This is a genomic window from Pseudomonas sp. FYR_2 (assembly GCF_043106425.1).
GTDB classification, from domain to species: Bacteria; Pseudomonadota; Gammaproteobacteria; order Pseudomonadales; family Pseudomonadaceae; genus Aquipseudomonas; species Aquipseudomonas monteilii.
Map to the genome: position 1 here is coordinate 94,968 of NZ_JBICMM010000006.1, position 25,960 is coordinate 120,927.

The following is a 25,960-nucleotide window of genomic DNA, read 5'->3' on the forward strand; positions in this document are numbered from 1 at the left end:
GCCGCACGAGGCGGCCTGTTTCTTCATGCAACGATCACCTTAGTAACGGGTGATGTCTGCATTGGCTTCCAGCTGCTTGCGATAAGCCGCAAAGTCCTGCTGGCCAGCACGCGACGCGAGGTAGCGGCGGATCTGCTGCTTCTCTTCGTCGGTGGCGGTAGCGCCTTCGTTAACACCCTTGAGCTGCAGCACCACCAGGCTACCGTCACGCAGCACTACGCTGCCGTAAACCGGCTTGGCCTTGGCCTGCGGCTTGCCGAGGCGGAACAGTGCCTGCAGTTCGGCCGGGTCAATACCGTCCTCGCCACGGGTAACAGCCTCATAGGCCTTCCAGCCCTGCCCTTCATGCACGCTGCCCGGTGCGATGGAGCCATCACGCAGGCCGGCAATCAGCTTGTCTGCCTTGGCCTTGAGTTCGGCGGTCGCCTTGTCTTTGGCCAGCTGCTCGCTGATGTTCTTGGCCACGGCCTCCAGCGGCAGTTGCTCCGGCTTGCGGTGCTCCTTGACACGCAGTACCACGGTGGTTTCCGGGTCGAGCTCGATGGCGGTGCTGTTGGCACCTTCGTCCAGCACTTCTTCTGAGAACGCAGCCTGTACCACCGAACGGTTGGCAGTGATGCCTTCACCACCCTCGCGGCCGAAGGCTGCGGAGGTGTGCACCTTGAGGTTCAGGTCCTGGGCCGGCTGAGCCAGGTCGGAGGCCTCGTAGGCCGCATCCTGCAACTGCTTGCTGGCGTCGACGTAGCGCTGCTCGACCAACGGGATCTTCAGGTCGCGGGTCAGTTTGTCCTTCAGGCTGGCGAAGCTCGGCACTTCCGGTGCTTGCACGCCCAGCAGCTTGATCAGGTGGTAGCCGAACTCGGTGCGTACCGGGGTCGATACCTGGCCCTCCTGCAGCTTGTACAGCGCCTCTTCAAAGGCGGGGTCGTACACACCCGGGCCGGCGAAGCCGAGGTCACCACCGTTGTTGGCCGAGCCAGGGTCCTGAGAGAATTCCTTGGCCAATGCGGCAAAGTCTTCACCCTTGGCCAGACGCTGCTCAATCTCTTCAGCACGGGCCTTGGCCTGGGCATCGGTGACTTTGTCGTTGACCTCGATGAGGATGTGCGCGGCATGGCGCTGTTCCGCGAGGTTGGCGATGTCCTTCTCGTACTGAGCCTTGAGCTCTTCGTCGGTCACGTTGACCTGGTCGAAGAACGCCGACTTCTTCAGCTCGATGTAGTCGATCACCACCTGGTCAGGCGACATGAACTCCTTGGCGTGCTGGTCGTAGTGCGCCTTGACCTCTTCGTCGCTGACCTTGACCGAGGCCGGGTCGGCCTTGAAGGTCAGGGAAGCGAAGTCGCGGGTCTGCTTCTCCAGGCGGGCGAAAGCATCCACCTGCTGGTCGGTGACGAAGCTGCTGCCGGCCAGGCCGGTGCGCAGCTGGCCGATGAGCATTTCCTCGGCGAGCATGTCACGGAACTGCATGCGGCCGTAGCCCATCTGGCGGATGACCTGGTCGAAACGGTCAGCACTGAACTTGCCGTCCACCTGGAATTCCGGCGTCTGCAGGATCACCTGATCCAGCGCGGCCTCGGAGAAGGCGAACTTGGCATCTTCGGCGCCTTGCAGCAGCAGCTTGCGGCTGATCAGGCCCTTGAGGGCCTCTTCACGCAGCAATTTGTCATCCAGCAGCGCCGGGTCGAAATCCTTGCCCAACTGTTGCATCAGCTGACGGCGCTGCATGTCGGCGGCCTGGCTCAGCTCATTCTGGCTGATGGTCTGGCCGTTCACCTTGGCGGCGTCCTGGCTATGGGTGGCGGCCTGGAAAATGGCTTCAAAGCCGGTCAACGCCATCAACACGACGATAAGGCCGATGATGGTCTTGGCAATCCAACCTTGTGAATTGTCCCTGATATTTTGCAGCATGCGTCCCCCAGAAACGGCTGTACCACTGCGTCGACAACCGCGGAGCGTGGGTAGAATCCTGATAAAAGAAAGGCGCATCCGAGGATGCGCCTTTGCTTAGCAAACGTGTCAGGCGGGAACGTTTGCGCCCCGCCATCACCGTGCTCGGACCAGGCCAGGCCGGGTCCGGCTGAAAGACGACTTAGTTGACGGCGTCTTTCAGGCCTTTGCCTGCCTTGAAACCTGGAACCTTGGCGGCTTCGATCTTGATCGCCTTGCCGGTTTGCGGGTTACGGCCGGTGCGCTCGGCGCGCTCCTTGACCGAGAAGGTACCGAAGCCAACCAGTACCACATCGTCACCTTGCTTCAGGGCGCCGGTGACGGATTCGATGACTGCGTCCAGCGCACGGCCGGCTACAGCTTTCGGGATGTCAGCAGATGCGGCGATAGCGTCAATCAGTTCCGACTTGTTCACTCTAAGTCCCCTTATTTCTCTATTGAGTTTGTTTCTAAGTATGTAATGAAAAGCTTATGAAACGTGCGCTGGGTGGCCTGATGACAATAGCGTGCCGCTTTATAGCAAGGCCCCGAAAAAACTGTCAAGGAAAGCCCCCCAGCTAAAAACTACTAATGCGTGCTGATTCTTTCCTTAGCATCGCCGTCGCGCTTTTCATCTTTCGCGACAATCTCCGGAGCCACATCTGGCAAGGGCTCCGGGGCGTATTGCAGCGCAATTTGCAGGACTTCGTCAATCCATTTGACCGGTTTGATCTGCAGATCCTCTTTGATATTTTCAGGAATCTCCTTCAAATCGCGAACATTCTCCTCGGGAATGATCACCGTCTTGATCCCGCCACGGTGTGCCGCCAGCAGCTTTTCCTTCAACCCGCCAATGGCCAGCACTTGGCCACGCAGGGTGATTTCGCCGGTCATGGCCACATCGGCGCGCACCGGAATCTGCGTCAGCGCCGACACCAGCGCGGTGCACATGCCGATACCGGCACTTGGCCCATCCTTCGGCGTAGCGCCTTCCGGCATGTGGATATGCACGTCATGCTTCTCGTGAAAGTCGGCGGCAATACCCAGGCTGCGGGCGCGGCTACGCACCACGGTCTGTGCGGCAGTGATCGACTCGACCATCACATCGCCCAACGAGCCGGTCTTGATCAGCTGGCCCTTGCCGGGGATGACCACGGCTTCGATGGTCAGCAGTTCGCCGCCCACCTGGGTCCAGGCCAGGCCGGTGACCTGGCCGATCTGGTCCTGCTGCTCGGCCAGGCCGTAGCGGAACTTGCGCACGCCCAGCAGGTGTTCCAGCTGCTCGCTGGCCACCTTGACCTTGACCTGCTTCTGCCCGGTATGTTCCTTGACCACCTTGCGGCAGACCTTGGCGATTTGCCGCTCCAGGCCCCGCACACCGGCTTCGCGGGTGTAATAACGGATGATGTCGCGGATCGCCGAAACGTCGACTTCCAACTCTTCTTTCTTCAAGCCGTTGGCCTTGACCTGCTTGGGCACCAGGTACTTGACCGCGATGTTGATCTTCTCGTCCTCGGTGTAGCCCGGCAGGCGGATGACTTCCATACGGTCGAGCAGCGCCGGCGGGATGTTCATCGAGTTCGAGGTGCACAGGAACATCACATCCGAGAGGTCGTAGTCAACCTCCAGGTAATGGTCGTTGAAGTTGTGGTTTTGCTCCGGGTCGAGCACTTCCAGCAGCGCCGAGGCCGGGTCGCCACGCATGTCGCTGCCCATTTTGTCGATTTCGTCGAGCAGGAACAGCGGGTTGCGCACGCCCACCTTGGTCATCTTCTGGATGAGACGGCCTGGCATGGAGCCAATGTAGGTGCGGCGGTGACCACGAATTTCGGCTTCGTCACGTACGCCACCCAAGGCCATGCGCACGAACTTGCGGTTGGTAGCGGCCGCTATCGACTCGGCCAGCGAGGTCTTGCCAACGCCGGGAGGGCCGACCAGGCACAGCACCGGGCCACGGATTTTCTTGACGCGCTTTTGCACGGCAAGGTATTCGAGGATGCGTTCCTTGACCTCTTCCAGGCCATAGTGGTCGGCATCGAGAATTTCCTCGGCCTTGGCCAGGTCCAGGCGCACTTTGCTCTGGGCCTTCCACGGCACCTGCACGAGCCAGTCGAGGTACGAACGCACCACGGTGGCCTCGGCCGACATTGGCGACATCTGCTTGAGCTTGTTCAGCTCGGCCTGGGCCTTGGTGAGGGCATCCTTGGGCAGGCCAGCGGCTTCGATGCGCTTTTTCAGCTCTTCGACTTCGTTGTGGCCTTCATCGCCATCGCCGAGTTCTTTCTGAATGGCCTTCATCTGCTCATTCAGGTAGTACTCGCGCTGGCTGCGCTCCATCTGCTTCTTGACCCGGCCGCGAATGCGTTTTTCGACCTGCAGCAGGTCGATTTCGGCATCCAGCAGCGCCAGCACGTGCTCGACACGGGTTGGCAGGTCGACGATTTCGAGAATTTCCTGCTTCTGTTCGATCTTCAGGGCCATGTGGGCGGCCATGGTGTCGACCAGACGCCCTGGCTCTTCGATGCTGTTCAGCGAAGACAGCACTTCGGCAGGGACCTTCTTGCCCAGTTGTACGTACTGCTCGAACTGCGACAGCAACGTTCGCACGAACACTTCCGACTCGCGCTCGGCGGCGTCGGTTTCGTCGATCAGGGAGACTTCGGCACGGATGTGCCCTTCTACTTCGGTGAAACGCTCGACAGCGCCACGCTGCTCGCCTTCGACCAGCACCTTGACGGTGCCATCAGGCAGCTTCAACAGTTGCAGCACGGTGGCCACGGTACCGACGCGGTACAGGGCGTCCTCGCCGGGGTCGTCGTCGGCCGGGTTTTTCTGGGCCAGCAGAAGGATCTGCTTTTCGCCCGTCATCGCGGCCTCAAGGGCCTCGATGGATTTTTCGCGCCCCACGAACAGCGGGATAACCATGTGCGGGTAAACAACGACATCGCGCAATGGCAAAAGAGGCAAGTCGAGGGTGGTCTTCATGATTTCGCCTCTACAGCGGCCTTATGGCCGGAAACCGGTGGAAATGATGCTTGGACCTAATGTGGGGGCACGCTTGGGAAATTACAAGCGCTAGCGCAGGAAAAGCAGAAAGGGGCCCGTAGGCCCCCTCCTTGCTTGCAACCGTGAACCGGCCTTTGCCTGAATCAGGCGTCTGGCGCGGCCTTGGCTTGCGGCTCGCTGTTCTCGTAGATCATCAGCGGCTGCGAGGTACCCTCGATGACGCTCTCATCGATCACCACCTTGCTGACGTCCTTCTTCGAAGGGATCTCGTACATGGTGTCGAGCAGCACGCCTTCGAGGATCGAACGCAGGCCACGGGCGCCAGTCTTGCGCTCCAGGGCCTTGCGGGCAACGGCCTTGAGTGCGTCACTGCGGAACTCGAGGTCGACGCTTTCCATCTCGAACAGCTTGGCGTACTGCTTGGTCAGGGCATTCTTCGGCTCGGTGAGAATCTGCATCAGCGCAGCCTCGTCCAGCTCGTCGAGGGTCGCCAGCACCGGCAGACGGCCGACGAATTCCGGAATCAGGCCAAACTTGACCAGATCGTCCGGCTCGACCTCACGCAGGGACTCGCCAACCTTCTTGCCCTCTTCCTTGCTGCGCACTTCGGCGCCAAAACCGATACCACCTTTGGTAGAGCGGTTCTGGATAACCTTTTCCAGGCCCGAGAACGCACCACCACAGATGAACAGGATGTTGCGGGTATCAACCTGCAGGAATTCCTGTTGCGGGTGTTTACGGCCACCTTGCGGCGGAACCGAAGCCACGGTGCCTTCGATCAGTTTCAACAACGCCTGCTGCACGCCCTCGCCCGAAACGTCACGGGTGATGGACGGGTTGTCCGACTTGCGCGAGATCTTGTCGATCTCGTCGATGTAGACAATGCCCATCTGGGCCTTTTCCACGTCGTAGTCGCACTTCTGCAACAGCTTCTGGATGATGTTCTCGACGTCCTCACCCACATAACCGGCTTCGGTCAGGGTGGTCGCGTCGGCAATGGTGAACGGTACGTTCAACAGGCGTGCCAGGGTTTCGGCGAGCAGGGTCTTGCCCGAGCCGGTCGGCCCGATGAGCAGGATATTGCTCTTGCCCAGTTCGACTTCGTCACCCTTCTTGTCACGCTGGTTCAGGCGCTTGTAGTGGTTGTACACCGCTACGGCCAGCACCTTCTTCGCGCGCTCCTGACCAATGACGTACTGGTCCAGGATGCCGCTGATTTCTTTCGGCGAAGGCAATTTGTGCGCGCTGCTCTCGGCCTGGGCTTCCTGCACCTCCTCACGGATGATGTCATTGCACAGGTCGACGCACTCGTCGCAGATAAATACCGAGGGCCCGGCAATCAGTTTGCGCACTTCGTGCTGGCTTTTGCCGCAGAAGGAGCAATAAAGCAATTTGCCGCTGTCCTCGCCGTTACGGGTGTCAGTCATTCGATCGATCCAATCCGGTAGGCTTGCAACACAAGATGAAGGCAATTGCGGGCTTTTTCAAGTCCGCAGGTAGGCGCTTTGCGCACCTACCTGCTCTGGCACCCCGGTTCAGGAGGCCAGTTGCCGCTTGTCGTAGACCGAGTCGATCAGGCCGTACTCGGCCGCGCGCGAGGCGCTCATGAAGTTGTCACGCTCGGTGTCGCGCTTGATAGTCTCGAGGTCCTGGCCGGTGTGGTAGGCCAGCAGCTCATTCAGACGGGCCTTGATATTGAGGATTTCCTGGGCATGGATCTCGATATCGGTCGCCTGCCCCTGGAAGCCGCCCAACGGCTGGTGAATCATCACGCGCGAGTTCGGCAAGCAGTGACGCTTGCCTTTGGCACCGGCAGCCAGCAGGAAGGCGCCCATGCTGCAGGCCTGGCCGATGCAGATGGTCGAAACGTCCGGCTTGATGAACTGCATGGTGTCGTAAATCGACATGCCGGCGGTGACGGAGCCACCCGGCGAGTTGATGTACAGATGGATATCCTTGTCCGGGTTTTCAGCCTCAAGGAACAGCAGTTGCGCAACGACGAGGTTGGCCATGTAGTCCTCTACCGGGCCGACCAGGAAAATTACACGCTCCTTCAACAGGCGCGAGTAGATGTCGTAAGCGCGTTCGCCACGGGCGGACTGCTCGATAACCATCGGGACCAGGCCGCCTGCGGCCTGGATGTCAGAGCTCTGCTGAATATAAGAATTGCGGGACATGTCCTGCGCTCACTCCCAAATAGTCATGGCTTGAATACGCACAAGCCAGCTCGAAGGCTGGCTTGTGGGGGTTTCCTACGAGAGAACCGTATTACTCAGCTTCGGCAGGAGCCTGTGCTGGTTTAACGGCATCTTCGTACGAGACCGACTTGTCGGTCACAGTCGCTTTCTGCAGAACAGTATCTACAACTTGTTCTTCCAGCACAACCGAACGCACTTCGTTCAGTTGCTGGTCGTTCTTGTAGTACCAGGCGATGACCTGCTCAGGCTCTTGGTAAGCCGAAGCCATTTCTTCGATCATTTCGCGAACCTTGGCGTCGTCCGGCTTCAGTTCGAACTGCTTGACCACTTCAGCAACGATCAGGCCCAACACAACACGGCGCTTGGCTTGCTCTTCGAACAGCTCGGCTGGCAGTTGCTCTGGCTTGATGTTGCCACCGAACTGCTGAACAGCCTGCACGCGCAGACGGTTGACTTCGTTTTCCAGCAGGGCTTTTGGCACTTCGATCGGGTTGGCGGCCAGCAGACCGTCCATGACCTGGTTCTTGACCTTGGTCTTGATCGCCTGACGCAGTTCACGCTCCATGTTCTTGCGAACTTCGGCGCGGAAGCCTTCCAGGGTCGATTCCTTGATGCCGAACTGGGCGAAGAATTCTTCGTTCAGCTCTGGCAGCACAGGGGCGGCAACGCTGTTGACGGTGATGGTGAACTCGGCGGCTTTGCCAGCCAGGTCCAGGTTCTGGTAGTCCTCTGGGAAGGTCACGTTGACAACGCGCTCTTCGCCAGCCTTGGCGCCAACCAGGCCGTCTTCGAAGCCCGGGATCATGCGGCCGGAGCCCAGTACCAGCTGGGTGCCCTTGGCCGAACCACCGGCGAACACTTCACCGTCAACCTTGCCAACGAAGTCGATGTTGACCTGGTCGTCGTTCTGCGCGGCGCGCTCAACGGCTTCAAAGCGGGTGTTCTGCTTGCGCAGCACTTCCAGCATGTTGTCAAGGTCGGCGTCAGCCACTTCGGCGCTCAGGCGCTCGACGTTGATCGACTCCAGGCCGGCAACGGTGAACTCAGGGAACACTTCGAAGATGGCGACGAATTCCAGGTCCTTGCCCTTTTCGAAGGACTTGGGCTCTACAGCCGGAGCGCCAGCCGGGTTCAGCTTCTGCTCGACGATGGCTTCGTAGAAGGAAGCCTGGACCAGGTCACCGAAAGCCTCTTGACGGGCATCGGCCTCGAAGCGCTGACGGATCACGCTCATTGGCACCTTGCCTGGGCGGAAGCCGGCAACTTTGGCGCGCTTGGCAGTCTGTTGCAGACGCTTGTTGACTTCGTTCTCGACGCGCTCGGCCGGAACGGCGATGGTCATGCGGCGCTCGAGAGCGGAAGTGTTTTCAACAGAAACTTGCATGGATATTCCTCGTTGCACAGACGTTAGCCGGCGTTAGCCCGACTCCAGAATCAAGGGCAAGCATTCTAGTGAGTCGCGCAGCAGAAGTCACCCCACTCGGGACGACGGGAAACCACGCCGGTCGATTAACTTTCAAGGCCCGCACGGCGCACCGCCAGGCCTGTTTCAATAAGGGCCGCACGACACCCGGGGCGCCCTACAGCCGAAATACCTTGTCAAACAACTGCCAACAACGATTTCGCTTCCTTTATTCAGGGTCGATTTCGTTGAACTGGCAGTACTCTTCCCATTCCATCCCCAGCGCCTCGGCCACGTCACGGTGCGTTTCCAGGCGCATGGCCTGCAGCTGCTCCGGGGTTTCGGCGATCAGTTGCAGCGCAAGCTCCCAAGGCTGAATGCCCTGCTCGTCGGCGGCATCTTCGAACGCCCACTCGATCTGCTGGGCCTGTTCGCGCGCATCCAGCTCGCGGATCTCCTCGAGCAGCTGCGGGTTGGCTTCGGCAAAGCGCTGCAGCGCCAGGGCCTGACGGGCTTCTTTTGCAATCATCGGGCTATTCCTCTGCCTGTCAAGCAGGCCGGTGTTTCAACCGGCTGAAATCTAACAGCTTTTATTGGGGTGTCACTAGAGGATTACAAGGGGCGGGGATGCGATTTGGCCGGAAGGTGGTTCGCCATGACATTTTCAGCGCCTGCGAGATCGAGCGCCAGGGCACCCAAGGCATCCACACCACCACAACCCCAAAACAAAAAGGCGCCCGATCTCACGATCAAGGCGCCTTTTCAAGAATATGGGGTGGACGATGGGAATCGAACCCACGACAACTGGAATCACAATCCAGCGCTCTACCAACTGAGCTACGCCCACCATATTGCAGTCTTGCGATGTTGCGGTACAACCTTACAGAAGCATGGTGCGGACGAAGAGACTCGAACTCTTACAGCTTGCGCCGCTGGAACCTAAATCCAGTGTGTCTACCAATTTCACCACGTCCGCGTAACGCTTAAAACAAAGGCGCCAGATGCTATCGAGGCGCCCTTGAAGAATATGGGGTGGACGATGGGAATCGAACCCACGACAACTGGAATCACAATCCAGCGCTCTACCAACTGAGCTACGCCCACCATATTGCATTACAGCTACTTGCGTGCCAAAGCTGCCTAATGGCGCACCCGGCAGGACTCGAACCTGCGACCATCCGCTTAGAAGGCGGATGCTCTATCCAGCTGAGCTACGGGCGCTTAAGCTTGAAGCCTAACCGAACGAGACCTTAACAGATAACTGCTAAACCACTCATTCTGCCCGACTTAGCCAACCAGTGCTAGGCTGTGCCCGACAAGTGCGGCGAATCTTATAGTCGACCCTGTAACTCGTCAACACCTTTTTAAAAAAAATTTAAATTATTTAAGGGGTTAGGGGATTTGCCCGACCACCCGCCTTTGCCCGTGGGCCGTGTCGTGCGAGAATGCGCGCTCTTTATTGTTTCCTTCTCGATGGTTAATCACGCGTCTATGACTGCACACCTAATCGATGGCAAGGCGATCGCCGCCAACCTGCGCAAGCAGATCGCTCAACGTGTCGTGGAGCGTCGCCAGCAAGGCCTGCGTACGCCGGGCCTGGCAGTGATCCTGGTCGGCACCGACCCCGCCTCCCAAGTCTATGTCTCGCACAAGCGCAAGGACTGCGAAGAGGTCGGCTTCATTTCGCAGGCGTTCGACCTGCCCAGCGAAACCTCGCAGCAGGCCCTGACCGAGCTGATCGACCGCCTCAATGACGACCCGGCTGTCGACGGCATCCTGCTGCAGTTGCCGCTGCCGGCGCACCTGGACGCCTCGCTGCTGCTCGAGCGCATTCGCCCGGACAAGGATGTGGACGGCTTCCACCCATACAACATCGGCCGCCTGGCCCAGCGCATCCCGCTGCTGCGCCCGTGCACGCCGAAAGGCATCATGACCCTGCTGGAAAGCACCGGTCAGGACCTGTACGGCATGAACGCAGTGATCGTCGGCGCGTCCAACATCGTGGGTCGCCCGATGGCCATGGAACTGCTGCTGGCCGGCTGCACCGTCACCGTCTGCCACCGCTTCACCAAGGACCTGGCTGGCCATGTCGGGCGCGCCGACCTGGTGGTCGTGGCTGCCGGCAAGCCGGGCCTGGTCAAGGGTGAGTGGGTCAAGGAAGGCGCTATCGTCATCGACGTGGGTATCAACCGCCAGGAAGACGGCAAGCTGGTCGGCGACGTGGTCTACGAGACCGCCCTGCCACGTGCCGGCTGGATCACGCCGGTGCCGGGTGGCGTCGGGCCGATGACCCGTGCCTGCCTGCTGGAAAACACGCTGTATGCGGCGGAAGAGCTGCACAAGTAAGTCGGCGTGAAATGAAAACGGCACCTCTGGCAGGTGCCGTTTTTTTTGCCTGTGGTTCATACATTGGCCTTGCTGGCCTCTTCGCGGGCTTGCCCGCCCCCACAGGAACCCCACTCCCCTTGAGAGCGATGCAGTACCTGTGTGCGGGCGAGCCCGCGAAGAAGCCAACGTGGTACTCAGCCAATTACTTCCTGGCCGCCTCCCACGACTTCAACAGCTCGTTGTAGCTGACTGTCTCGCCCTTGGGCTTCTCGTTGGCCAACTTCGGTTTCGGTGCACCGGGCTGGTCGAACCAGTACTGGGCATCCTTCTCCGGGTTCAGCTTGGGCGCACAGGTGGCCTGGGCATTGGACCGCTGCAAACGTTCCATCATGCGGTCCTGGTCCCGCGCCAGGCCATCCAGCGCTTCCTGCGGGGTCTTCTCGCCACTGGCCACTTCGGCAATGTGGCTCCACCACAGCTGCGCCAAGCGCGGATAATCCGGCACGTTGGTGCCAGTGGGCGTCCACTGCACCCGTGCCGGGCTGCGGTAGAACTCGACCAGCCCACCGAGCTTGGGCGCGAGGTCGGTCATGGCCTGGGAGTTGATGTCCGACTCACGAATCGGCGTCAGGCCGACGATGGTCTTCTTCAGCGACACCGTCTTGGAGGTGACGAACTGGGCATACAGCCACGCTGCCAGGCGTTGCTTCTCGGGGGTGGACTTGAAGAACGTCCACGAACCCGTGTCCTGATAGCCCAGCTTCATCCCCTCCTCCCAATAAGGCCCCTTCGGCGAGGGCGCCATGCGCCACTTCGGTGTGCCATCGGCATTCACCACCGGCAATCCGGGCTTGGTCATGTCGGCGGTAAACGCGGTGTACCAGAAGATCTGCTGGGCGATGTTGCCCTGCGCCGGCACCGGCCCCGCCTCGGAGAAGGTCATGCCCTGCGCTTCCTTGGGCGCATAGGCACGCATCCAGTCCACGTACTTCTGGGTGGCATATACAGCGGCCGGGCCGTTGGTGTCGCCGCCACGGGTGACACTGGAGCCCACCGGGTGGCAGTCCTCCACGCGAATGCCCCATTCATCCACCGGCAGGCCGTTGGGCAGCCCTTTGTCGCCACCGCCGGCCATGGAGAACCAGGCATCCGTGAAGCGCCAGCCCAGCGACGGGTCTTTCTTGCCGTAGTCCATATGGCCATAGACGCGCTTGCCGTCGATTTCCTTGACGTCTTCGGTAAAGAACTTGGCAATGTCTTCATAGGCCGACCAGTTCACCGGCACACCCAGCTCGTAGCCGTACTTTTCCTTGAATTTGGTTTTAAGCTCCGGCCGCTCGAACCAGTCGGCGCGGAACCAGTACAGGTTGGCGAACTGCTGGTCGGGCAACTGGTAGACCTTGCCATCCGGTGCAGTGGTGAAGGAAATGCCGATAAAGTCCTTCAGGTCGAGGGTCGGCGAGGTGTAGTCCTTGCCTTCGTTGGCCATCAGGTCGGTGATCGATTCCACCTTGCCGTAGCGAAAGTGCGTACCGATCAGGTCGGAGTCGTTGACCCAGCCGTCGTAGATGTTCTTGTCCGACTGCATCTGTGTCTGCAGTTTCTCCACCACGTCGCCTTCCTGGAGCAGGTCGTGGGTCAGCTGGATGCCGGTGATTTCGCTGAAGGCCTTGGCCAGCACCTTGGACTCGTATTCATGGGTGGTGATGGTTTCAGACACCACGTTGATCTTCATGCCACGGAACGGCTCTGCGGCCTTGATGAACCACTTCATCTCGGCCATCTGCTGTTCCGGGGTCAGCGTCGAAGGCTTGAACTCGCTGCCTAGCCACTTCTTCGCTGCATCCTCGTATTGGTCAGCCCAGGCTGTGCCATGCACGCTGGTCAGCACCAGCAACGCGGCCAGGGTCAAATGTCGCGTCTTGTGCTTGTTATCGAACATTGTGATCTCCCGTTTCTGTTATTCCACAGGGCCGCTCGCTCAGCCCCAGCGCAGCACCACCACCAGCCACGCCAGCGACAGCAGCGAGGCCACCCACAACGGCCACTCGCTGACGCCAACCACCAGCAAATGCAGGTAGGCGCTGGCCAGCAGGCCGATGAACAAGCGGTCACCCCGGCTGGTGACCAGCGGCAAGAAGCCCCGCCGCGCCACGCAAGGGCGGCGCAGCTCAAGCAGGGTCATGCCCAGCAGCAGCACGCCAACGGCGGCGAAGAACAGCGCCGTCGGCAAGGTCCAGGCCATCCATTCCATGCGTTGCCCTCCTCACACCCGGCCCAGGGCAAAGCCCTTGGCCACATGGTTGCGCACGAACCAGATCACCAGCATGCCCGGCAAAATGGTCAGCACCCCCGCCGCCGCCAGCACCCCCCAGTCGATACCCGAGGCCGACACGGTGCGGGTCATCACGGCAGCAATCGGCTTGGCATTCACCGAGGTCAGGGTGCGCGCCAGCAGCAGCTCGACCCAGGAAAACATGAAGCAGAAAAACGCCGTCACGCCGATACCGGAGCCAATCAGCGGAATGAAGATCTTCATGAAGAAGCGCGGAAAGCTGTAGCCGTCGATGTAGGCCGTTTCGTCGATTTCCTTTGGCACGCCCGACATGAAACCCTCTAGGATCCACACTGCCAACGGCACGTTGAACAGGCAATGGGCCAGGGCAACAGCAATATGGGTGTCGAACAGGCCGATCGACGAGTACAACTGGAAGAACGGCAGCAGGAACACCGCCGGGGGCGCCATGCGGTTGGTCAGCAGCCAGAAGAACAGGTGCCGGTCGCCTAGGAAGCGGTAGCGCGAGAAGGCATAGGCCGCCGGCAGCGCCACCAGCAACGAAATCAGCGTGTTCAGGCACACGTAGTACAGCGAGTTGATGTAACCGCTGTACCAGCTGGCATCGGTGAAAATCACCCGGTAGTTGTCGAGGGTGAATGCCTGCGGCCACAGGGTCAGGCCGCCCAGGATTTCGGTGTTGCTCTTGAACGACATGTTCAGCAGCCAGTAGATCGGCACCAGCAGGAAAAAGAAATAAAGCAGCAAGGCCAGCGTTTTGCGCGTGCTCATGGGCTAGTCCTTGTCGGCATGGGTCATGGCTGTGTAGAACAGCCACGACACCAGCAGGATGATCAGGAAGTACACCAGCGAGAACGCCGCCGCCGGGCCCAGGTCGAACTGCCCCACGGCCATGCGCGTGAGGGTCTGGCTGAGGAAAGTGGTGGCGTTACCCGGCCCGCCACCGGTCAGCACGAACGGCTCTGTGTAGATCATGAAGCTGTCCATGAAGCGCAGCATCACCGCGATGAGCAGCACGTTCTTCAGCTTGGGCAGCTGGATATGGCGGAACACCGCCCAGCCCGAAGCACGGTCGATACGCGCGGCCTGGTAGTACACGTCAGGGATGGCGCGCAGGCCCGAATAGCACAGCAGTGCCACCAGTGACGTCCAATGCCATACGTCCATCACCAGCACCGTAAGCCAGGCGTCGAACGGGTCGCCGGCGTAATTGTAGCTGACCCCGAGCTTGGCCAGGGTAGCGCCAAGCAGGCCGATGTCGGCACGGCCGAAGATCTGCCAGATGGTGCCCACCACGTTCCACGGGATCAGCAGCGGGATGGCCATGACGATCAGGCACACCGACGCCATGCGCCCCTTGGTCGGCATGGTCAGGGCAATGCCGATGCCCAGTGGGATCTCGATCAGCAGCACGCAGGCGGAATAAATGAACTGGCGCAGCAGCGCGTCATGCAACGCCGGGTCGCGCAGCACCTGGCGGTACCAGTCGGCACCGACGAAGTAGCGGTTGGACTGGTCGAAAATATCCTGCACCGAGTAGTTGACCACGGTCATCATCGGTACCACCGCGCTGAACGCCACCAGCAGGAACACCGGCAGCACCAGCCACCAGGCCTTGTTGTTCGGCACTTTGTTCATGGCCCGGCCTCCAGCAGCACATCGTCGACGTACAGCATCAACCACTGCGCCGGGAAGCTGACCCAGGCCTGATCCACAGGCAACGGGCGGTCCTCGCCCAGGCGCACCTTCAGCGCGACACCGCCTGCTTCGATGGTGACGATGCGGTAGGTGCCCAGGTCTTCGATATCCAGGACGCGTGCGGGGATGGCGTCATCGAACGGGCTGTCCCACAGCTGCACGAATTCTGGCCGGATGCCCACTTGCAAGCGCCCGCCTGTCGTTGCCGCCAGCCGTTCGCGCAGGCCATCGGGCAAAGCCAGGTGGACATCACCAAACGCCACCCCATCGGCTTCGGCGCGCACCTCGATCAGGTTCATGCCCGGGCTGCCGATGAAGTAGCCGACAAAGGTATGCCGAGGCCGCTCGAACAGCTCACGCGGGGTGCCGAACTGAACGATGCGGCCACCGTGCATCACTGCGATCTTGTCAGCGAAGGTCGATGCCTCCAGCTGGTCGTGGGTGACGTAGATCATGGTGATATTGAACTGCTCGTGAATCTGCTTCAGCTTGCGCCGCAGCTTCCACTTCAGGTGCGGGTCGATCACCGTCAGCGGCTCGTCGAACAGGATCGCCGACACGTCATCGCGCACCAGGCCGCGGCCCATGGAGACTTTCTGCTTTTCGTCCGCGCTGAGGTTGCGCGCCTTCCTGCGCAACACGGCAGACAGGTCGAGCACCTCGGCAATTTCTTCCACCCGGGCACGCACCCGGGCTTCATCCAGCCCCTGGTTGCGCAAGGGGAAGGCCAGGTTGTCGAACACCGTCATGGTGTCGTACACCACCGGGAACTGGAACACCTGGGCAATGTTGCGCGCTTGCGGTGACAGCTGGTTGACCGGTTTGCCGTCGAACAGCACCTCGCCATGGGACGGCGTCAGCAGCCCGGAAATGATGTTGAGCAAAGTCGACTTGCCGCAGCCCGACGGCCCAAGCAACGCGTAGGCGCCGCCCTGCTCCCATACATGCTCCAGCGCGTGCAGGGCATAGTCCGCCTCGCTGGCGGGCTGGCGACTGTAACTGTGCGCCAGTTGGCGCAGGCGGATTTCAGCCATCACCCTCTCCTTGCCTGGCGCAGCCCCGGGGCCTGCACCAAGGCCCCGGCGCTGTCGAAGACGAACAGCTTGTGGGTGGGGATGAACACGCGGATCGGCGTGTCCACCTGGTATTCGTGCACCCCGGGCAGGTGCAGGATCATGCGCCAATGCTCGTTGCGCACATGCAGAAAGGTTTCGGAACCGCTGATCTCGGCCAGCTCCACCAGCACCGCCAGTTCCAGGTCATCGTCGTGGGCCGGCACCAGGGTGATATGGCTGGGGCGCACGCCAAAGCGGTAGTCGCCTTCGGCAAGCGCCTGCAAGTCGGCATTGCGGGCAAAATGCACGGCCTGGGCCAGGCTCACCTCGTTGCCACTGATACGGCCAGGCACCAGGTTGATCGGCGGCTCGGAGAACAGCTCGGCCGCCAGCACACTGCCCGGGCGCTGATACACCTCGGCGGTGGGACCGCTTTGCACGATACGGCCCTCATGCACAAGGGTGGTGGTGCCGCCCAGCGCCAGCGCCTCGTTGGGCTCGGTGGTGGCGTAAACAGCAATGCAGTGGCGCACCGCGAACAGCTCGCGAAGCTCCTGGCGCAGGCCTTCGCGCAACTTGTAGTCGAGGTTGACCAACGGCTCGTCAAAGAGGATCAGCGAGGCATCCTTGACCAACGCCCGGGCCATCGCCGTGCGTTGCTGCTGGCCGCCGGACAGCTCCAGCGGCAGGCGCTGCAGGTAGGTTTCGATGCGCAACATCTCGGCGGTTTCCTGCACACGCCTGCGGATGTCCGCCTCGGCCATGCGCGCCTGGCGCAGTGGCGAGGCGATGTTTTCGTACACGCTCAAGGTCGGGTAATTGATGAACTGCTGGTACACCATCGACACGTTGCGCTGGCGCACCGGCACACCCGTCACGTCCTGGCCATCCATCAGCACCCGGCCCCGGTCCGGGCAATCGAGCCCGGCCATCAGGCGCATCAGGCTGGTCTTGCCAGCCAGGGTGCGGCCCAGCAGCACGTTGAACGAACCAGGTTCGAAACGCAGCGAGGCCTCGACGATCCACGGTTGGTTGTCGACGCTGCGGCTGACCTGCTCCAGCACCAGGGACATGGCATGGCCTTCTTGTCGTTGTTGTCTGCCAGGCACAGCCAGTTCCGTGCCAGTTGCTCCCCGATGCTCTGGCTCGGGGCCTGGGCGGCATGCCACGCAAATCGGAGGTTCACAAGTGAACACAATCACTGAACAACTGAACACCTGCCGGTTTGACAATGAACACCCGTGAACAACACTGAACAGCGGTCCGCCCATAACAACAACCACACAGGACAGGCCCATGGCCGCATCCGCTTCGACCCACGCCCAGCTCATCCAGGCATCCTGGGCCCGCTGCCGCGATCACGGTTTGCAACCGCAGCACGCACCGGACTTCGACTGCCTGACCCGCGCCGAACTCAGCGAACTGCTGGAAAAACGCCAGGCCCTGCTGCGCCTGACCCGCGAGGAAGTGCTGCCGCAATATGCACACCTGCTGGGCAACGCCAGCTACCTGGTGATGCTGGCCGATGCCAGCGGCTGCCTGCTCGACAGCTGGGGTTCGCGGCGTTTCATCGAGCCGCGCCAGCAGCATGGCTTCAGCGCCGGCGCCCACTGGCACGAGCGCGGCGTTGGCACCAATGCCTTGGGCACCGCGCTGATTTGTGCCCAGGCCATTCACGTCGGCCAGGACGAGCACTTCCTGCGCCAGAACCGCTACATGTCCAGCGCCGCCGCCCCCCTGTTCGACGCTGCACGGCAACTGGTCGGGGTGTTCGACGTGGCCAGCGACGGCTATCTGCCGACCAGCCAGACACTGGGCCTGGTCCGCATGATGGGCCAGAGCCTGGAAAACCGCCTGATCCTCGCCGCGCATGCCGACCAGCATGCACAACTGATCTTCAACAGCGCCTCCGACAACCTCGACAGCCCTTGGGCCGGCCTGCTGGTGTTCGATGAGCATGGGCAGGTGCTGGCCGCCAACCACCGGGCCGACAGCCTGCTCGGCGGCAACCCGCTGCAGCAGAACATCGAGCAGCTGTTCCAGTTGCCCCTGCAGCAGTTGCTCAGCCATCCCCGACAACAGCCCTTCGCCCTCCAGGCCACCGGGCGCAACCGCTTTCATTGTCAGTGGCAACCGCCACGCGAAACGCCCCGCCGCCCTGAACCTGACAACGGCGAGCCGCGCCTGGAAAAAGCGCGAGTGCAGGCCGGCCTGCTGCTGGAAAAGGACATTCCAGTGTTGGTGCAGGGTGAAACCGGTGTGGGCAAGGAAGTGTTCGTGGAAACCCTGCACCGTGCCAGCAGCCGCGCCGACAAGCCCTTGGTCGCCGTAAACTGCGCGGCAATCCCGGCCGAACTGGTGGAGTCGGAGCTGTTCGGCTACGACAAAGGCGCGTTCACCGGTGCCCACCACAAAGGCAACCCGGGGCTGATCCGCAAGGCCGACCACGGCATCCTGTTTCTCGACGAAATCGGCGACATGCCGCTGCCTACCCAGGCCCGCCTGCTGCGCGTGTTGCAATCGCGCAGCATCCAGCCGCTGGGCAGCGGCGAACCGGTGGCGGTGGATATCCGCGTGGTGTCGGCAAGCAACCGCGACCTGGCCGAAGAGGTGCGTGCCGGGCGCTTTCGTCAGGATTTGTACTACCGCATTGCCGGGCTGACAGTGGTGCTGCCGCCGCTGCGCGAGCGTGCAGACCGGCGGCAGTTGATCGACCAGGTGCATGCCCGCTACCGCGAGCCTGGGCAACCGGCGCGGCTGCCCCCGGCCATTATCGAGTTGCTCGATCAGCACCCCTGGCCTGGCAATGTGCGCGAACTGGTCAGTGTGCTGCAGGTGGCACTGGCCTTGGCGGGCAACGGGCCAGTCGGCGTCGAGCACCTGCCTGCAGGGTTTCTGGCCGAGTTGCAAGTGCCTGTGCGGGTGGCGACCGATGCGGTAGACCTGCAGACGCTGGTTGAACACGCCAATGGCAACCTGTCAGCAGTGGCGCGCGGCCTGGGGATCAGCCGGACCACCCTCTACAAGCGGCTGCGTGAGCGATGAATCTATTGACCTGCACGGCCACTCACGGATTACGCCACTGCACCGGTTGCCGGTAAGCCTGTGCCCAGGCTTGCACTTCACCGGCCGGCATCGGCCGGGCAATGCAGTACCCCTGCGCCAGCTCGCAGCCCAGCCCCATCAGCACCCGGCCGTGCTCGACGCTCTCCAGCCCCTCGGCGATCACCTCCCGGCCAAAGGCCCGGGCCAGGCCGATCACCGCCGCTGTCAGCGCCAGGTCGTCCTGATCATGGAGGATGTCACGCACGAACGACTGATCGATCTTGATCGTCTGGGTCGGCAAGCGTTTCAGGTAACTCAACGACGAATAGCCGGTGCCGAAATCGTCCAGCGAGAAGCGCACGCCCAGTGCGCGGCAGGCGTCCAGACAACGGCTGACGTGCTGCAGGTTGTCGATGGCCACGGATTCGACAATTTCCAGGTCCAGCCTGGCCGGGTCCACCGCCGGGTACGCTGCCAGCAGCTGCTGCAGGCGCTCGGCAAAGTCACTGCGCTGCAAATGCCGCGCGGCGATGTTCACACTCAGTGACCAGGGCTGCCCTTGCTGCTGCCAGGCCTGCAACTGGGTCAAGGCCTGATCGAGCACCCACTCGCCGATCTCAACGATCAGGTCGGTCTGCTCTACCCAAGGCAGGAAATCGCCGGGCGGCACCACGCCACGGCCTGGCCGCTGCCAGCGCAGCAAGCCCTCGAAGCCCAGCACCTGGCCGCTGCGCAGGTTGACCTTGGGCTGGTAGTAAAGGCAAAGCTCTTGGTTGTTAAGGGCCCGTCGCACCCGCGCCACTGTCTGGTGAGTGGCCTTGAGCTCCTGCTCCTGCGACACGTCGAACACGTGATACCGGTTGCGCCCGCGCTGCTTGGCCACATACATGGCCTGGTCGGCATGACGCACCAGGGTATCGGCATCTTCGTCATCCAGCGGGTACAGGGTCACGCCAATACTGGCGCTGAGCGACAGCGTGTGCCCCCGAACCACACAGGGCACCGCCAATGCCCGCAAAACCCGCCGCAGGGCTGTATGCAGCTTTCGCTCATCATCGACGTCGCGCAGGATCAGCACGAACTCGTCGCCCGACAACCGGGCCACGGCGTCACCCCCGCGCAGGATGCGCTTCAGGCGCTGGGCCACTTCCACCAGCAGCAGGTCGCCCACCGCGTGCCCGTAACCGTCGTTGACCGCCTTGAAGCCATCCAGGTCGAGCATGCACACCGCCAGCGGGATGTCTTCACGCCGCGAGTAGGCCAGGGCCTGATTCAATAGGTCGGACAGGTAGGCGCGATTGGGCAGGCCCGTGAGCACATCGTGCCCCACCCGCCATTGCAAGGTGTGCAGCAGTTGGCGCTTCTCGGTGACGTCAAAGCGGATCGACACGTACTTGCGCACCAGGCCGGTCAGCGGGTCGACCAAGGGCACCATGGTGCTGTCGACCCAGTACAGCGAACCGTCCTTGGACCGGTTGCAGATCTCGCCCTTCCACACCCGCCCGGCGGCCAGGGCCCGCCACATGCCAACGAAGAACGCCGGCTCGTGCAGGCCGGAGTTGAGGATGCGGTGGTTGGCACCCAGCAGCTCCTCGCGGCTATAGCCCGAGATGCTGCAGAACTGCTGGTTGACGTAGGTGATGTTCCCACGCAGGTCGGTTTCCGAAAAGATCGCGGCCGCGTCCACGGCCGCGCGATAGATATCATCCATAAAGCATCCTGCCTTAGCGGTTGAAGCGCTCCACCAGGGCGCGCAATCCGGCGCACACCTGTTCCAGTTCGGCGCCGCGCGAGGCGGCGACGTTGGCGCTGTGGGCGCTGTGCTGGGCAATACCGGCTACGCCGTTGATCTGCCGCGAAACGTCTTCGGCCACTGCCGACTGCTGCTGCGAAGCGGTCGCCATCTGCTGGCTCATGTCACTGATGCGCTGCACCGCATCGCGAATGCCATGCAGCGCCTGTCGCGCTTCCTGCACCTGGGCAACACCCAGCTCGGCACCTTCGATGCCCTGGCTGGCGATCGCCACGGCTTCTTCGGCGCCACTGCGCAGCGCATCGATGATGGCCTGGATATGCAGGGTCGACTGGCGGGTCTTGTCGGCCAGCGCCCGCACTTCATCGGCAACCACGGCAAAGCCGCGCCCTTGCTCGCCCGCACGCGCTGCCTCGATGGCTGCGTTGAGGGCGAGCAGGTTGGTTTGCTCGGCAATGCCGCGGATCATTCCGGCAGCCTCCGCGATGGCACCGGTCTGACCGGCCAGCTGGCTGACCGCCTGGTTGATCTGCGTCACGGTGCTGGCCAAGGTACGAATGGCTGCACCGCTGGCATCTGCCACCTGGCTGCCCTGCTCGGCCAGCAGGTGCGCGGTGTGTGCCTCGGCGGCGGTCAACTGGACATGGTTGGCCACTTCACCGATGGAGGCGGCCATCTGGTTCATCGCCGTGGCGCTCAGGTCGGTTTCGGCGCGTTGCTCCAGCAGCGCGGCCTCGGTGCCGCGCGACAGCTGCCCGGCATCGTGGGCGGCCACGGCCATTTGCCCGGCCAGGTCGCTTAACCGCGTCAATGCGGTTTTCAGGCGTGCCTCTTCGCTGATCAGCATCAGTTGCAGTTGCCCGGCGGCACCCGGCAAGTCGCTGTAGGTCAAGGCTGCAACCGGGTCGGCGAAGGCACCGTCGGCGCCTTGCACAACCTGCTGCAACTGCCGGCCAAGGGCATCGCGTGCCCACAGGCCGTAGGCCAGGAACAGCCCCAGGGTCAGCCCCTGCCCCACCAGGCCAGGCCACAACTGGTTGACACCCAGTGCCAGCAGCCCGCCCGCCAGTGGCAAGGCCAGCGCCTGCGCCAGCAAGCTCAGCCGACGCGGCACCGACAATGCCGCCTGGCCATTACGCAGCCGCGCATACAGGGCTTCGGCACGGGCCACCTGCTCACGCGTGGGGCACACCCGAACCGACTCGTAGCCGACCACACGCCCGCCTTCGAGGATCGGCGTGACGTAAGCGTTGACCCAGTAGTAGTCGCCGTTACGGCAACGGTTCTTGACGATGCCCATCCAGCTCTTGCCAGCTTTCAGGTAGCGCCACATCAACGCGTACACCGCCGGCGGCATGTCCGGGTGGCGCACCAGGTTGTGCGGGCTACCGATCAGCTCGGCCTCGCTGTAGCCGCTGATAGCGGCGAATTCGGGGTTGCAGTAGGTGATCAGGCTGGCGGTATCGGTAGCAGAAATCAGCCGCTGATCAGGGGGAAAACGTTGCTCGACCGGGGTAACCGGCAAGTTGAGACGCACGATGAGACTCCATTCACTGACGTGCCGGTACCCAGCCCATCGACAGCCACCGGAACCGATCCGTAGCGATCCGCTCCAAATGGCACATGTGCTTCCCGCCGTTGGGGCACGAGGCCGAACCACACAGGGAAGTTGACGATGACTGACCGGTCAAGCACTGAATTCTACGAAATTCATCACATAAATAAAACAAAGGTGATCAATCATGGCGTTGCGCCATGCTGATAGATATCGTTAAGTTCTTGATTCTAAATGGGAATTAAGTGATGACGAGATCAGCTTTGGGTACCGCCCTGCGCCGCTACCGCAAGCTGGCGGGCCTGACCCAGGCACAACTGGCCGAACGGACCGGCTTCGATCCCAAGACCATCAGCCGCTTCGAAACCAGTACCTATACCCCCAGCATCGATGCACTCATGGCGTTTGCTCAGGTGCTGGGCGTCAAACCCAAGGACTTCTTCGCCGAGCCGGACGACGAAGAGGAGCAGCGCGCCTACCTGTTCGGCGTCATTCACAACGCCCCGCCCAAGGATCTTGGCAAGCTGATTGCAGCAGTGGAGCAGGCACTGGCCAAGCCCTGAACTGATTCGCGCCTACCCACTTCACGGCATGCACTGAAGTAGAGCCTGGCAGGCCAGATTGCCCCATAACTGGTCAGACCGGTAAGGCCGAAAACCCTTGCAAAGTCGGATTTTTCGCGCTTTTATGGCCTCGCGCTGAACAAACCGGTAAGACCACAATAATTAAGTCCTGCGCTCTTTCGCCCCGTGCGGCTACCGAAGCAAGGACACCGATCAGAGATCAATCCCATGCTCAAATGGTGCTCGCGTTCGATCTTCCTGCAAGTCGTGCTCGGCCTTGCCCTCGGCATCGCCTGCGGTCTCAGCTTTCCCGACCTTTCCCTGCAACTCAAACCCCTTGGCGACGGCTTCATCAAGCTGATCAAGATGCTCATCGGCCTGATCGTATTTTGCGTGGTGGTCAGCGGTATCTCCGGCGCGGGCGACCTGAAAAAGGTCGGGCGCATCGGCCTGAAGTCAGTGATCTACTTCGAAGTGCTGACCACCCTGGCGCTGGTGATCGGCCTGGTGTTCGCCTTCAGCAGTGGCATTGGTAGCGGTGCCAACATTCACCTGGACCAGCTGTCCACCGCCGATGCCAACGGCCTGGCCGAGCGCGGCCAGCACATTCACGGCGCCACGGCGTTCTTCATGGACCTGATCCCCACCTCGGTGATCGGTGCCTTCGCTGACAACAACATTCTTCAGGTGCTGTTGTTCTCGGTCCTGTTCGGCAGTGCGCTGAACCTGGTGGGTGACTCGGCCGCCGGCATTTCGCGGCTGATCAACGAGCTGAGCCATGTGATCTTCCGCATCATGGGCATGATCGTGCGCCTGGCGCCGATCGGCGTGTTCGGCGCCATCGCCTTCACCACCAGCAAATACGGCCTGGAATCGCTGCAGCACCTGGGCGGGCTGGTCGCACTGTTCTACCTGACCTGTGCCGGCTTCGTGCTGATCGTGCTGGGGACGGTCATGCGCCTGTCGGGCCTGAAGCTGTTGCCGCTCATCAAGTACCTGCGTGAAGAGCTGACCATCGTGCTGGGCACCGCCTCTTCCGACGCCGTGCTGCCGCAGATCATGCGCAAGCTGGAGCACCTGGGCATTGGCAGCTCCACCGTCGGCCTGGTGATCCCGACGGGTTACTCGTTCAACCTCGACGGCTTCTCCATCTACCTGACCCTGGCCATCGTGTTCATCGCCAACGCCACCGGCACGCCGCTGGAAATGACCGACCTGCTGACCATTCTGCTGGTGTCCCTGGTGACTTCCAAGGGCGCTCACGGCATCCCAGGCTCGGCGCTGGTCATCCTGGCCGCCACCTTGACCGCCGTACCCGCGATTCCGGTGGTTGGCCTGGTGCTGGTGCTGGCAGTGGACTGGTTCATGGGCATCGGCCGGGCATTGACCAACCTGATTGGCAACTGCGTGGCCACCGTGGCCATCGCCCGCTGGGAAAAGGACATTGACCTGGAGCGCGCGCAGAACGTGCTCGACGGCAAACCCGGCTTTGCCCCCACGCCGCGCAAACAGCCCAACACGCACCATCAACAGGAATTCTGAACCAGAGCGGCCGGCGATCATGCCGGCCCTTGCAGGAGCGAACCGTGATCAGCTCATCGACCGTCGTCAACTCAGTGGTGGAAAAACTGCGCCAGGCCTTGGCCCGGGGCCAATGGCGCAGCGGCGACATGTTGCCGGGCCAGCGCGAGCTGGCCGAACAACTGGGCATCAGCCGCCCTAGCCTGCGCGAAGCGGTGACCGTGCTGGAGACCCTGGGCCTGGTCCGCTCGTTGCCAGGCAAGGGCGTACTGGTACTGGACGCCGATGCCACCCTCGAGGAACCCGGCATCGACACCAGCGCTGCGGCCAGCCTGGCCGACGTACTGGAACTGCGCTACACCCTTGAGCCCTTCATCGTTGGCCTGGTGGCGCAATCGGCCAACAGCCAGGACATCGGCCAGTTACGCCTGACCCTGATGGACATGCGCGAAGCGCTGGAGGCCGATGACAGCGAAGCCGGCGTGAAGGCCTACATCGCCTTCCATGAAGCGCTGTTCGCGCTCACCACCAACCCGATCTTCCAGAGCGTTGTGCAGCAGACCGGCAATGCCCTGAAACAGAGCGCCGACATGCTGCGCAACTCGCCCGAGCACCTGGCGGCTCGGCTGAAGGAGAACGAAGCAGTGGTACGTGCCATACGTGAACGCAACAGCGCCCAGGCCAGTGCCCAGATGCGCCAGCACATCCTCGCCGAAGGCCAGCGCATGGGCATTTCGCTGAACATCCCGGACGAACACCCGCATCCATGACCCCAGGAGAGCGACCATGAACGCCGCCCCTCACCTGCCCGCCCTGCTTGCGGCCGGCGAAACCCGCCTGTCGGCCGAGCAGATCTACCCCCGGCTGTTCGACGCCATTCTCGAACAGCGCCTGCCTCCGGGCGCGCTGCTGCCCGAGCAGGCGCTGGGCCATGCCTTTGGTGTCAGTCGCACCGTGATTCGTCGTGTGCTTGGGCGGCTGTCCGACCAGCAGGTGGTGGTGCAGCGCCCCAGCCACACCGCGCACCTGGCCGCGCCCGACCCGGATCAGGCACGTCAGGTGCTCAGTGCCCGGCGCCTGGCCGAAACCACGCTGATTACCCTGGCCACCCAGCGCGCCCGTCCGGCGCAGGTGCGCCAGCTGCGGCAACTGGTAGAGCGCGAGCGCCAGCACCACGAAAGCGGTGAACGCTGCGCGGCGATCCGCCTGGGCGGTGAGTTTCACCTGAAACTGGCGCAGGTGGCGGCCAATGCGCCGCTGGCACGGTTCCTCAATGGGCTGGTGCCGATGACCTCGCTGATCATCGCCCGCTACGAATCACCGTGCTGCGACCACTGTGCATGGGAAGAGCATGCGGCCATCATTGATGCCGTGGAGCAAGGCGATGCCGAGGCCGCGCTGGATTTGATGCACAAGCACCTGGACCGCCTGGAAGAAAAGCTCGACCTGGAATGAATCAGCGTTCCGCTGTGGGAGCGGGCTTGCCCGCGAAGAAGCTGACGCGGTCGATGGCACGGGCTTCGCCCGTGTTCGCGGGCAAGCCCGCTCCCACAGAGACTGCGTCCCGACAGAAACTTATGTCTGTGCTGAGCGAGCGATGGCCAGCGCAGC

General features: G+C 62.1%; 20 protein-coding genes, 4 tRNA genes and 2 pseudogenes. 6 read left to right on the forward strand and 20 right to left on the reverse strand.

Annotated elements, in window-relative coordinates; genetic code table 11:
* Nucleotides 1-39: 39 nt before the first annotated feature.
* The 11 genes from ACF8R4_RS01240 to ACF8R4_RS01290 form a co-directional block, all read right to left on the reverse strand.
* Nucleotides 40-1,911: a SurA N-terminal domain-containing protein gene (locus ACF8R4_RS01240; protein ID WP_060498380.1), complete on the reverse strand. Its 1,872-nt coding sequence runs from the start codon at nucleotides 1,909-1,911 to the stop codon at nucleotides 40-42.
* A gap of 181 nt (nucleotides 1,912-2,092) precedes the next feature.
* Nucleotides 2,093-2,365: a nucleoid-associated protein HU-beta gene (gene hupB / locus ACF8R4_RS01245; protein WP_003250246.1), complete on the reverse strand. Its 273-nt coding sequence runs from the start codon at nucleotides 2,363-2,365 to the stop codon at nucleotides 2,093-2,095.
* A 152-nt stretch (nucleotides 2,366-2,517) separates the two neighbouring features.
* Nucleotides 2,518-4,914, reverse strand: coding sequence for an endopeptidase La (lon, locus tag ACF8R4_RS01250; protein ID WP_104835174.1), 2,397 nt, complete (start codon nucleotides 4,912-4,914; stop codon nucleotides 2,518-2,520).
* A gap of 164 nt (nucleotides 4,915-5,078) precedes the next feature.
* Nucleotides 5,079-6,362 (reverse strand): ATP-dependent Clp protease ATP-binding subunit ClpX, encoded by a 1,284-nt coding sequence (gene clpX, locus ACF8R4_RS01255; protein ID WP_003250242.1) that lies wholly within the window; start codon nucleotides 6,360-6,362, stop codon nucleotides 5,079-5,081.
* Nucleotides 6,363-6,470: 108 nt separating this feature from the next.
* Nucleotides 6,471-7,112, reverse strand: a complete 642-nt coding sequence (gene clpP, locus ACF8R4_RS01260) for an ATP-dependent Clp endopeptidase proteolytic subunit ClpP (protein ID WP_003259400.1) — start codon at nucleotides 7,110-7,112, stop codon at nucleotides 6,471-6,473.
* 91 nt (nucleotides 7,113-7,203) lie between these two features.
* The gene (tig, locus tag ACF8R4_RS01265; RefSeq protein ID WP_104835176.1) at nucleotides 7,204-8,517 is read right to left on the reverse strand and encodes a trigger factor; all 1,314 of its coding nucleotides are present in this window, start codon (nucleotides 8,515-8,517) and stop codon (nucleotides 7,204-7,206) included.
* A gap of 247 nt (nucleotides 8,518-8,764) precedes the next feature.
* Nucleotides 8,765-9,064: a DUF6388 family protein gene (locus ACF8R4_RS01270; protein WP_060498382.1), complete on the reverse strand. Its 300-nt coding sequence runs from the start codon at nucleotides 9,062-9,064 to the stop codon at nucleotides 8,765-8,767.
* A 242-nt stretch (nucleotides 9,065-9,306) separates the two neighbouring features.
* Nucleotides 9,307-9,382: transfer RNA gene (locus ACF8R4_RS01275), tRNA-His, on the reverse strand.
* A 44-nt stretch (nucleotides 9,383-9,426) separates the two neighbouring features.
* Nucleotides 9,427-9,511, reverse strand: a tRNA-Leu gene (locus ACF8R4_RS01280).
* A gap of 52 nt (nucleotides 9,512-9,563) precedes the next feature.
* Nucleotides 9,564-9,639: transfer RNA gene (locus ACF8R4_RS01285), tRNA-His, on the reverse strand.
* Between the two features lie 40 nt (nucleotides 9,640-9,679).
* A tRNA-Arg gene (locus ACF8R4_RS01290) sits at nucleotides 9,680-9,756 on the reverse strand.
* A 270-nt stretch (nucleotides 9,757-10,026) separates the two neighbouring features.
* Here ACF8R4_RS01290 and folD point away from each other — a divergent pair.
* Nucleotides 10,027-10,881 (forward strand): bifunctional methylenetetrahydrofolate dehydrogenase/methenyltetrahydrofolate cyclohydrolase FolD, encoded by an 855-nt coding sequence (gene folD / locus ACF8R4_RS01295; RefSeq protein ID WP_060498383.1) that lies wholly within the window; start codon nucleotides 10,027-10,029, stop codon nucleotides 10,879-10,881.
* Between the two features lie 184 nt (nucleotides 10,882-11,065).
* Here the strand turns inward: folD and ACF8R4_RS01300 are convergent, their stop codons facing one another.
* From ACF8R4_RS01300 to ACF8R4_RS01325, 6 genes are read right to left on the reverse strand one after another with little or no spacing between them, the layout of a single operon-like run.
* Nucleotides 11,066-12,805 carry an ABC transporter substrate-binding protein gene (locus ACF8R4_RS01300; RefSeq protein ID WP_060498384.1) on the reverse strand — a complete coding sequence of 580 codons (1,740 nt, stop codon included), beginning with the start codon at nucleotides 12,803-12,805 and terminating at the stop codon, nucleotides 11,066-11,068.
* A gap of 39 nt (nucleotides 12,806-12,844) precedes the next feature.
* Nucleotides 12,845-13,117: a DUF2160 domain-containing protein gene (locus ACF8R4_RS01305; RefSeq protein WP_060498385.1), complete on the reverse strand. Its 273-nt coding sequence runs from the start codon at nucleotides 13,115-13,117 to the stop codon at nucleotides 12,845-12,847.
* A gap of 12 nt (nucleotides 13,118-13,129) precedes the next feature.
* Nucleotides 13,130-13,930, reverse strand: a complete 801-nt coding sequence (locus ACF8R4_RS01310; RefSeq protein WP_016714775.1) for a carbohydrate ABC transporter permease — start codon at nucleotides 13,928-13,930, stop codon at nucleotides 13,130-13,132.
* A gap of 3 nt (nucleotides 13,931-13,933) precedes the next feature.
* Nucleotides 13,934-14,797 carry a carbohydrate ABC transporter permease gene (locus ACF8R4_RS01315; RefSeq protein ID WP_016714776.1) on the reverse strand — a complete coding sequence of 288 codons (864 nt, stop codon included), beginning with the start codon at nucleotides 14,795-14,797 and terminating at the stop codon, nucleotides 13,934-13,936.
* Nucleotides 14,794-15,891 (reverse strand): ABC transporter ATP-binding protein, encoded by a 1,098-nt coding sequence (locus tag ACF8R4_RS01320; RefSeq protein WP_060498386.1) that lies wholly within the window; start codon nucleotides 15,889-15,891, stop codon nucleotides 14,794-14,796. Before ACF8R4_RS01320 ends, ACF8R4_RS01315 begins: the two co-directional genes overlap by 4 nt.
* Nucleotides 15,891-16,985: an ABC transporter ATP-binding protein gene (locus ACF8R4_RS01325; protein WP_060498387.1), complete on the reverse strand. Its 1,095-nt coding sequence runs from the start codon at nucleotides 16,983-16,985 to the stop codon at nucleotides 15,891-15,893. Before ACF8R4_RS01325 ends, ACF8R4_RS01320 begins: the two co-directional genes overlap by 1 nt.
* 223 nt (nucleotides 16,986-17,208) lie before the next feature.
* Between ACF8R4_RS01325 and ACF8R4_RS01330 the strand changes: the two genes are divergently transcribed.
* Entirely contained in the window at nucleotides 17,209-18,957 is a 1,749-nt protein-coding gene (locus ACF8R4_RS01330) for a sigma-54-dependent Fis family transcriptional regulator (protein WP_060498388.1), read from the forward strand.
* 22 nt (nucleotides 18,958-18,979) lie between these two features.
* Here ACF8R4_RS01330 and ACF8R4_RS01335 read toward each other — a convergent pair whose 3' ends face one another.
* From ACF8R4_RS01335 to ACF8R4_RS01345, 3 genes and pseudogenes are all read right to left on the reverse strand, one after another.
* Nucleotides 18,980-20,668, reverse strand: coding sequence for a bifunctional diguanylate cyclase/phosphodiesterase (locus ACF8R4_RS01335; protein WP_060498389.1), 1,689 nt, complete (start codon nucleotides 20,666-20,668; stop codon nucleotides 18,980-18,982).
* A gap of 13 nt (nucleotides 20,669-20,681) precedes the next feature.
* Nucleotides 20,682-21,176 (reverse strand): annotated as a pseudogene (locus ACF8R4_RS01340) (methyl-accepting chemotaxis protein); the annotation flags it as partial.
* A gap of 789 nt (nucleotides 21,177-21,965) precedes the next feature.
* Nucleotides 21,966-22,370 (reverse strand): annotated as a pseudogene (locus ACF8R4_RS01345) (PAS domain-containing protein); the annotation flags it as partial.
* A 143-nt stretch (nucleotides 22,371-22,513) separates the two neighbouring features.
* On the opposite strand from ACF8R4_RS01345, the gene ACF8R4_RS01350 reads away from it, so the two are divergent.
* The 4 genes from ACF8R4_RS01350 (at nucleotide 22,514) to ACF8R4_RS01365 (ending at nucleotide 25,804) form a co-directional block, all read left to right on the forward strand.
* Nucleotides 22,514-22,828, forward strand: a complete 315-nt coding sequence (locus tag ACF8R4_RS01350; protein ID WP_028699651.1) for a helix-turn-helix domain-containing protein — start codon at nucleotides 22,514-22,516, stop codon at nucleotides 22,826-22,828.
* A gap of 228 nt (nucleotides 22,829-23,056) precedes the next feature.
* Nucleotides 23,057-24,370: a C4-dicarboxylate transporter DctA gene (locus ACF8R4_RS01355; protein ID WP_016714783.1), complete on the forward strand. Its 1,314-nt coding sequence runs from the start codon at nucleotides 23,057-23,059 to the stop codon at nucleotides 24,368-24,370.
* Between the two features lie 44 nt (nucleotides 24,371-24,414).
* A complete protein-coding gene (locus ACF8R4_RS01360; RefSeq protein WP_104835180.1) occupies nucleotides 24,415-25,119 on the forward strand; it encodes a FadR/GntR family transcriptional regulator in 705 nt (234 codons plus the stop codon).
* Nucleotides 25,120-25,135: 16 nt separating this feature from the next.
* On the forward strand, nucleotides 25,136-25,804 hold the full coding sequence (locus tag ACF8R4_RS01365; RefSeq protein ID WP_060498392.1) for a GntR family transcriptional regulator: 669 nt from the start codon (nucleotides 25,136-25,138) through the stop codon (nucleotides 25,802-25,804).
* The last annotated feature ends 156 nt before the right edge of the window (nucleotides 25,805-25,960 follow it).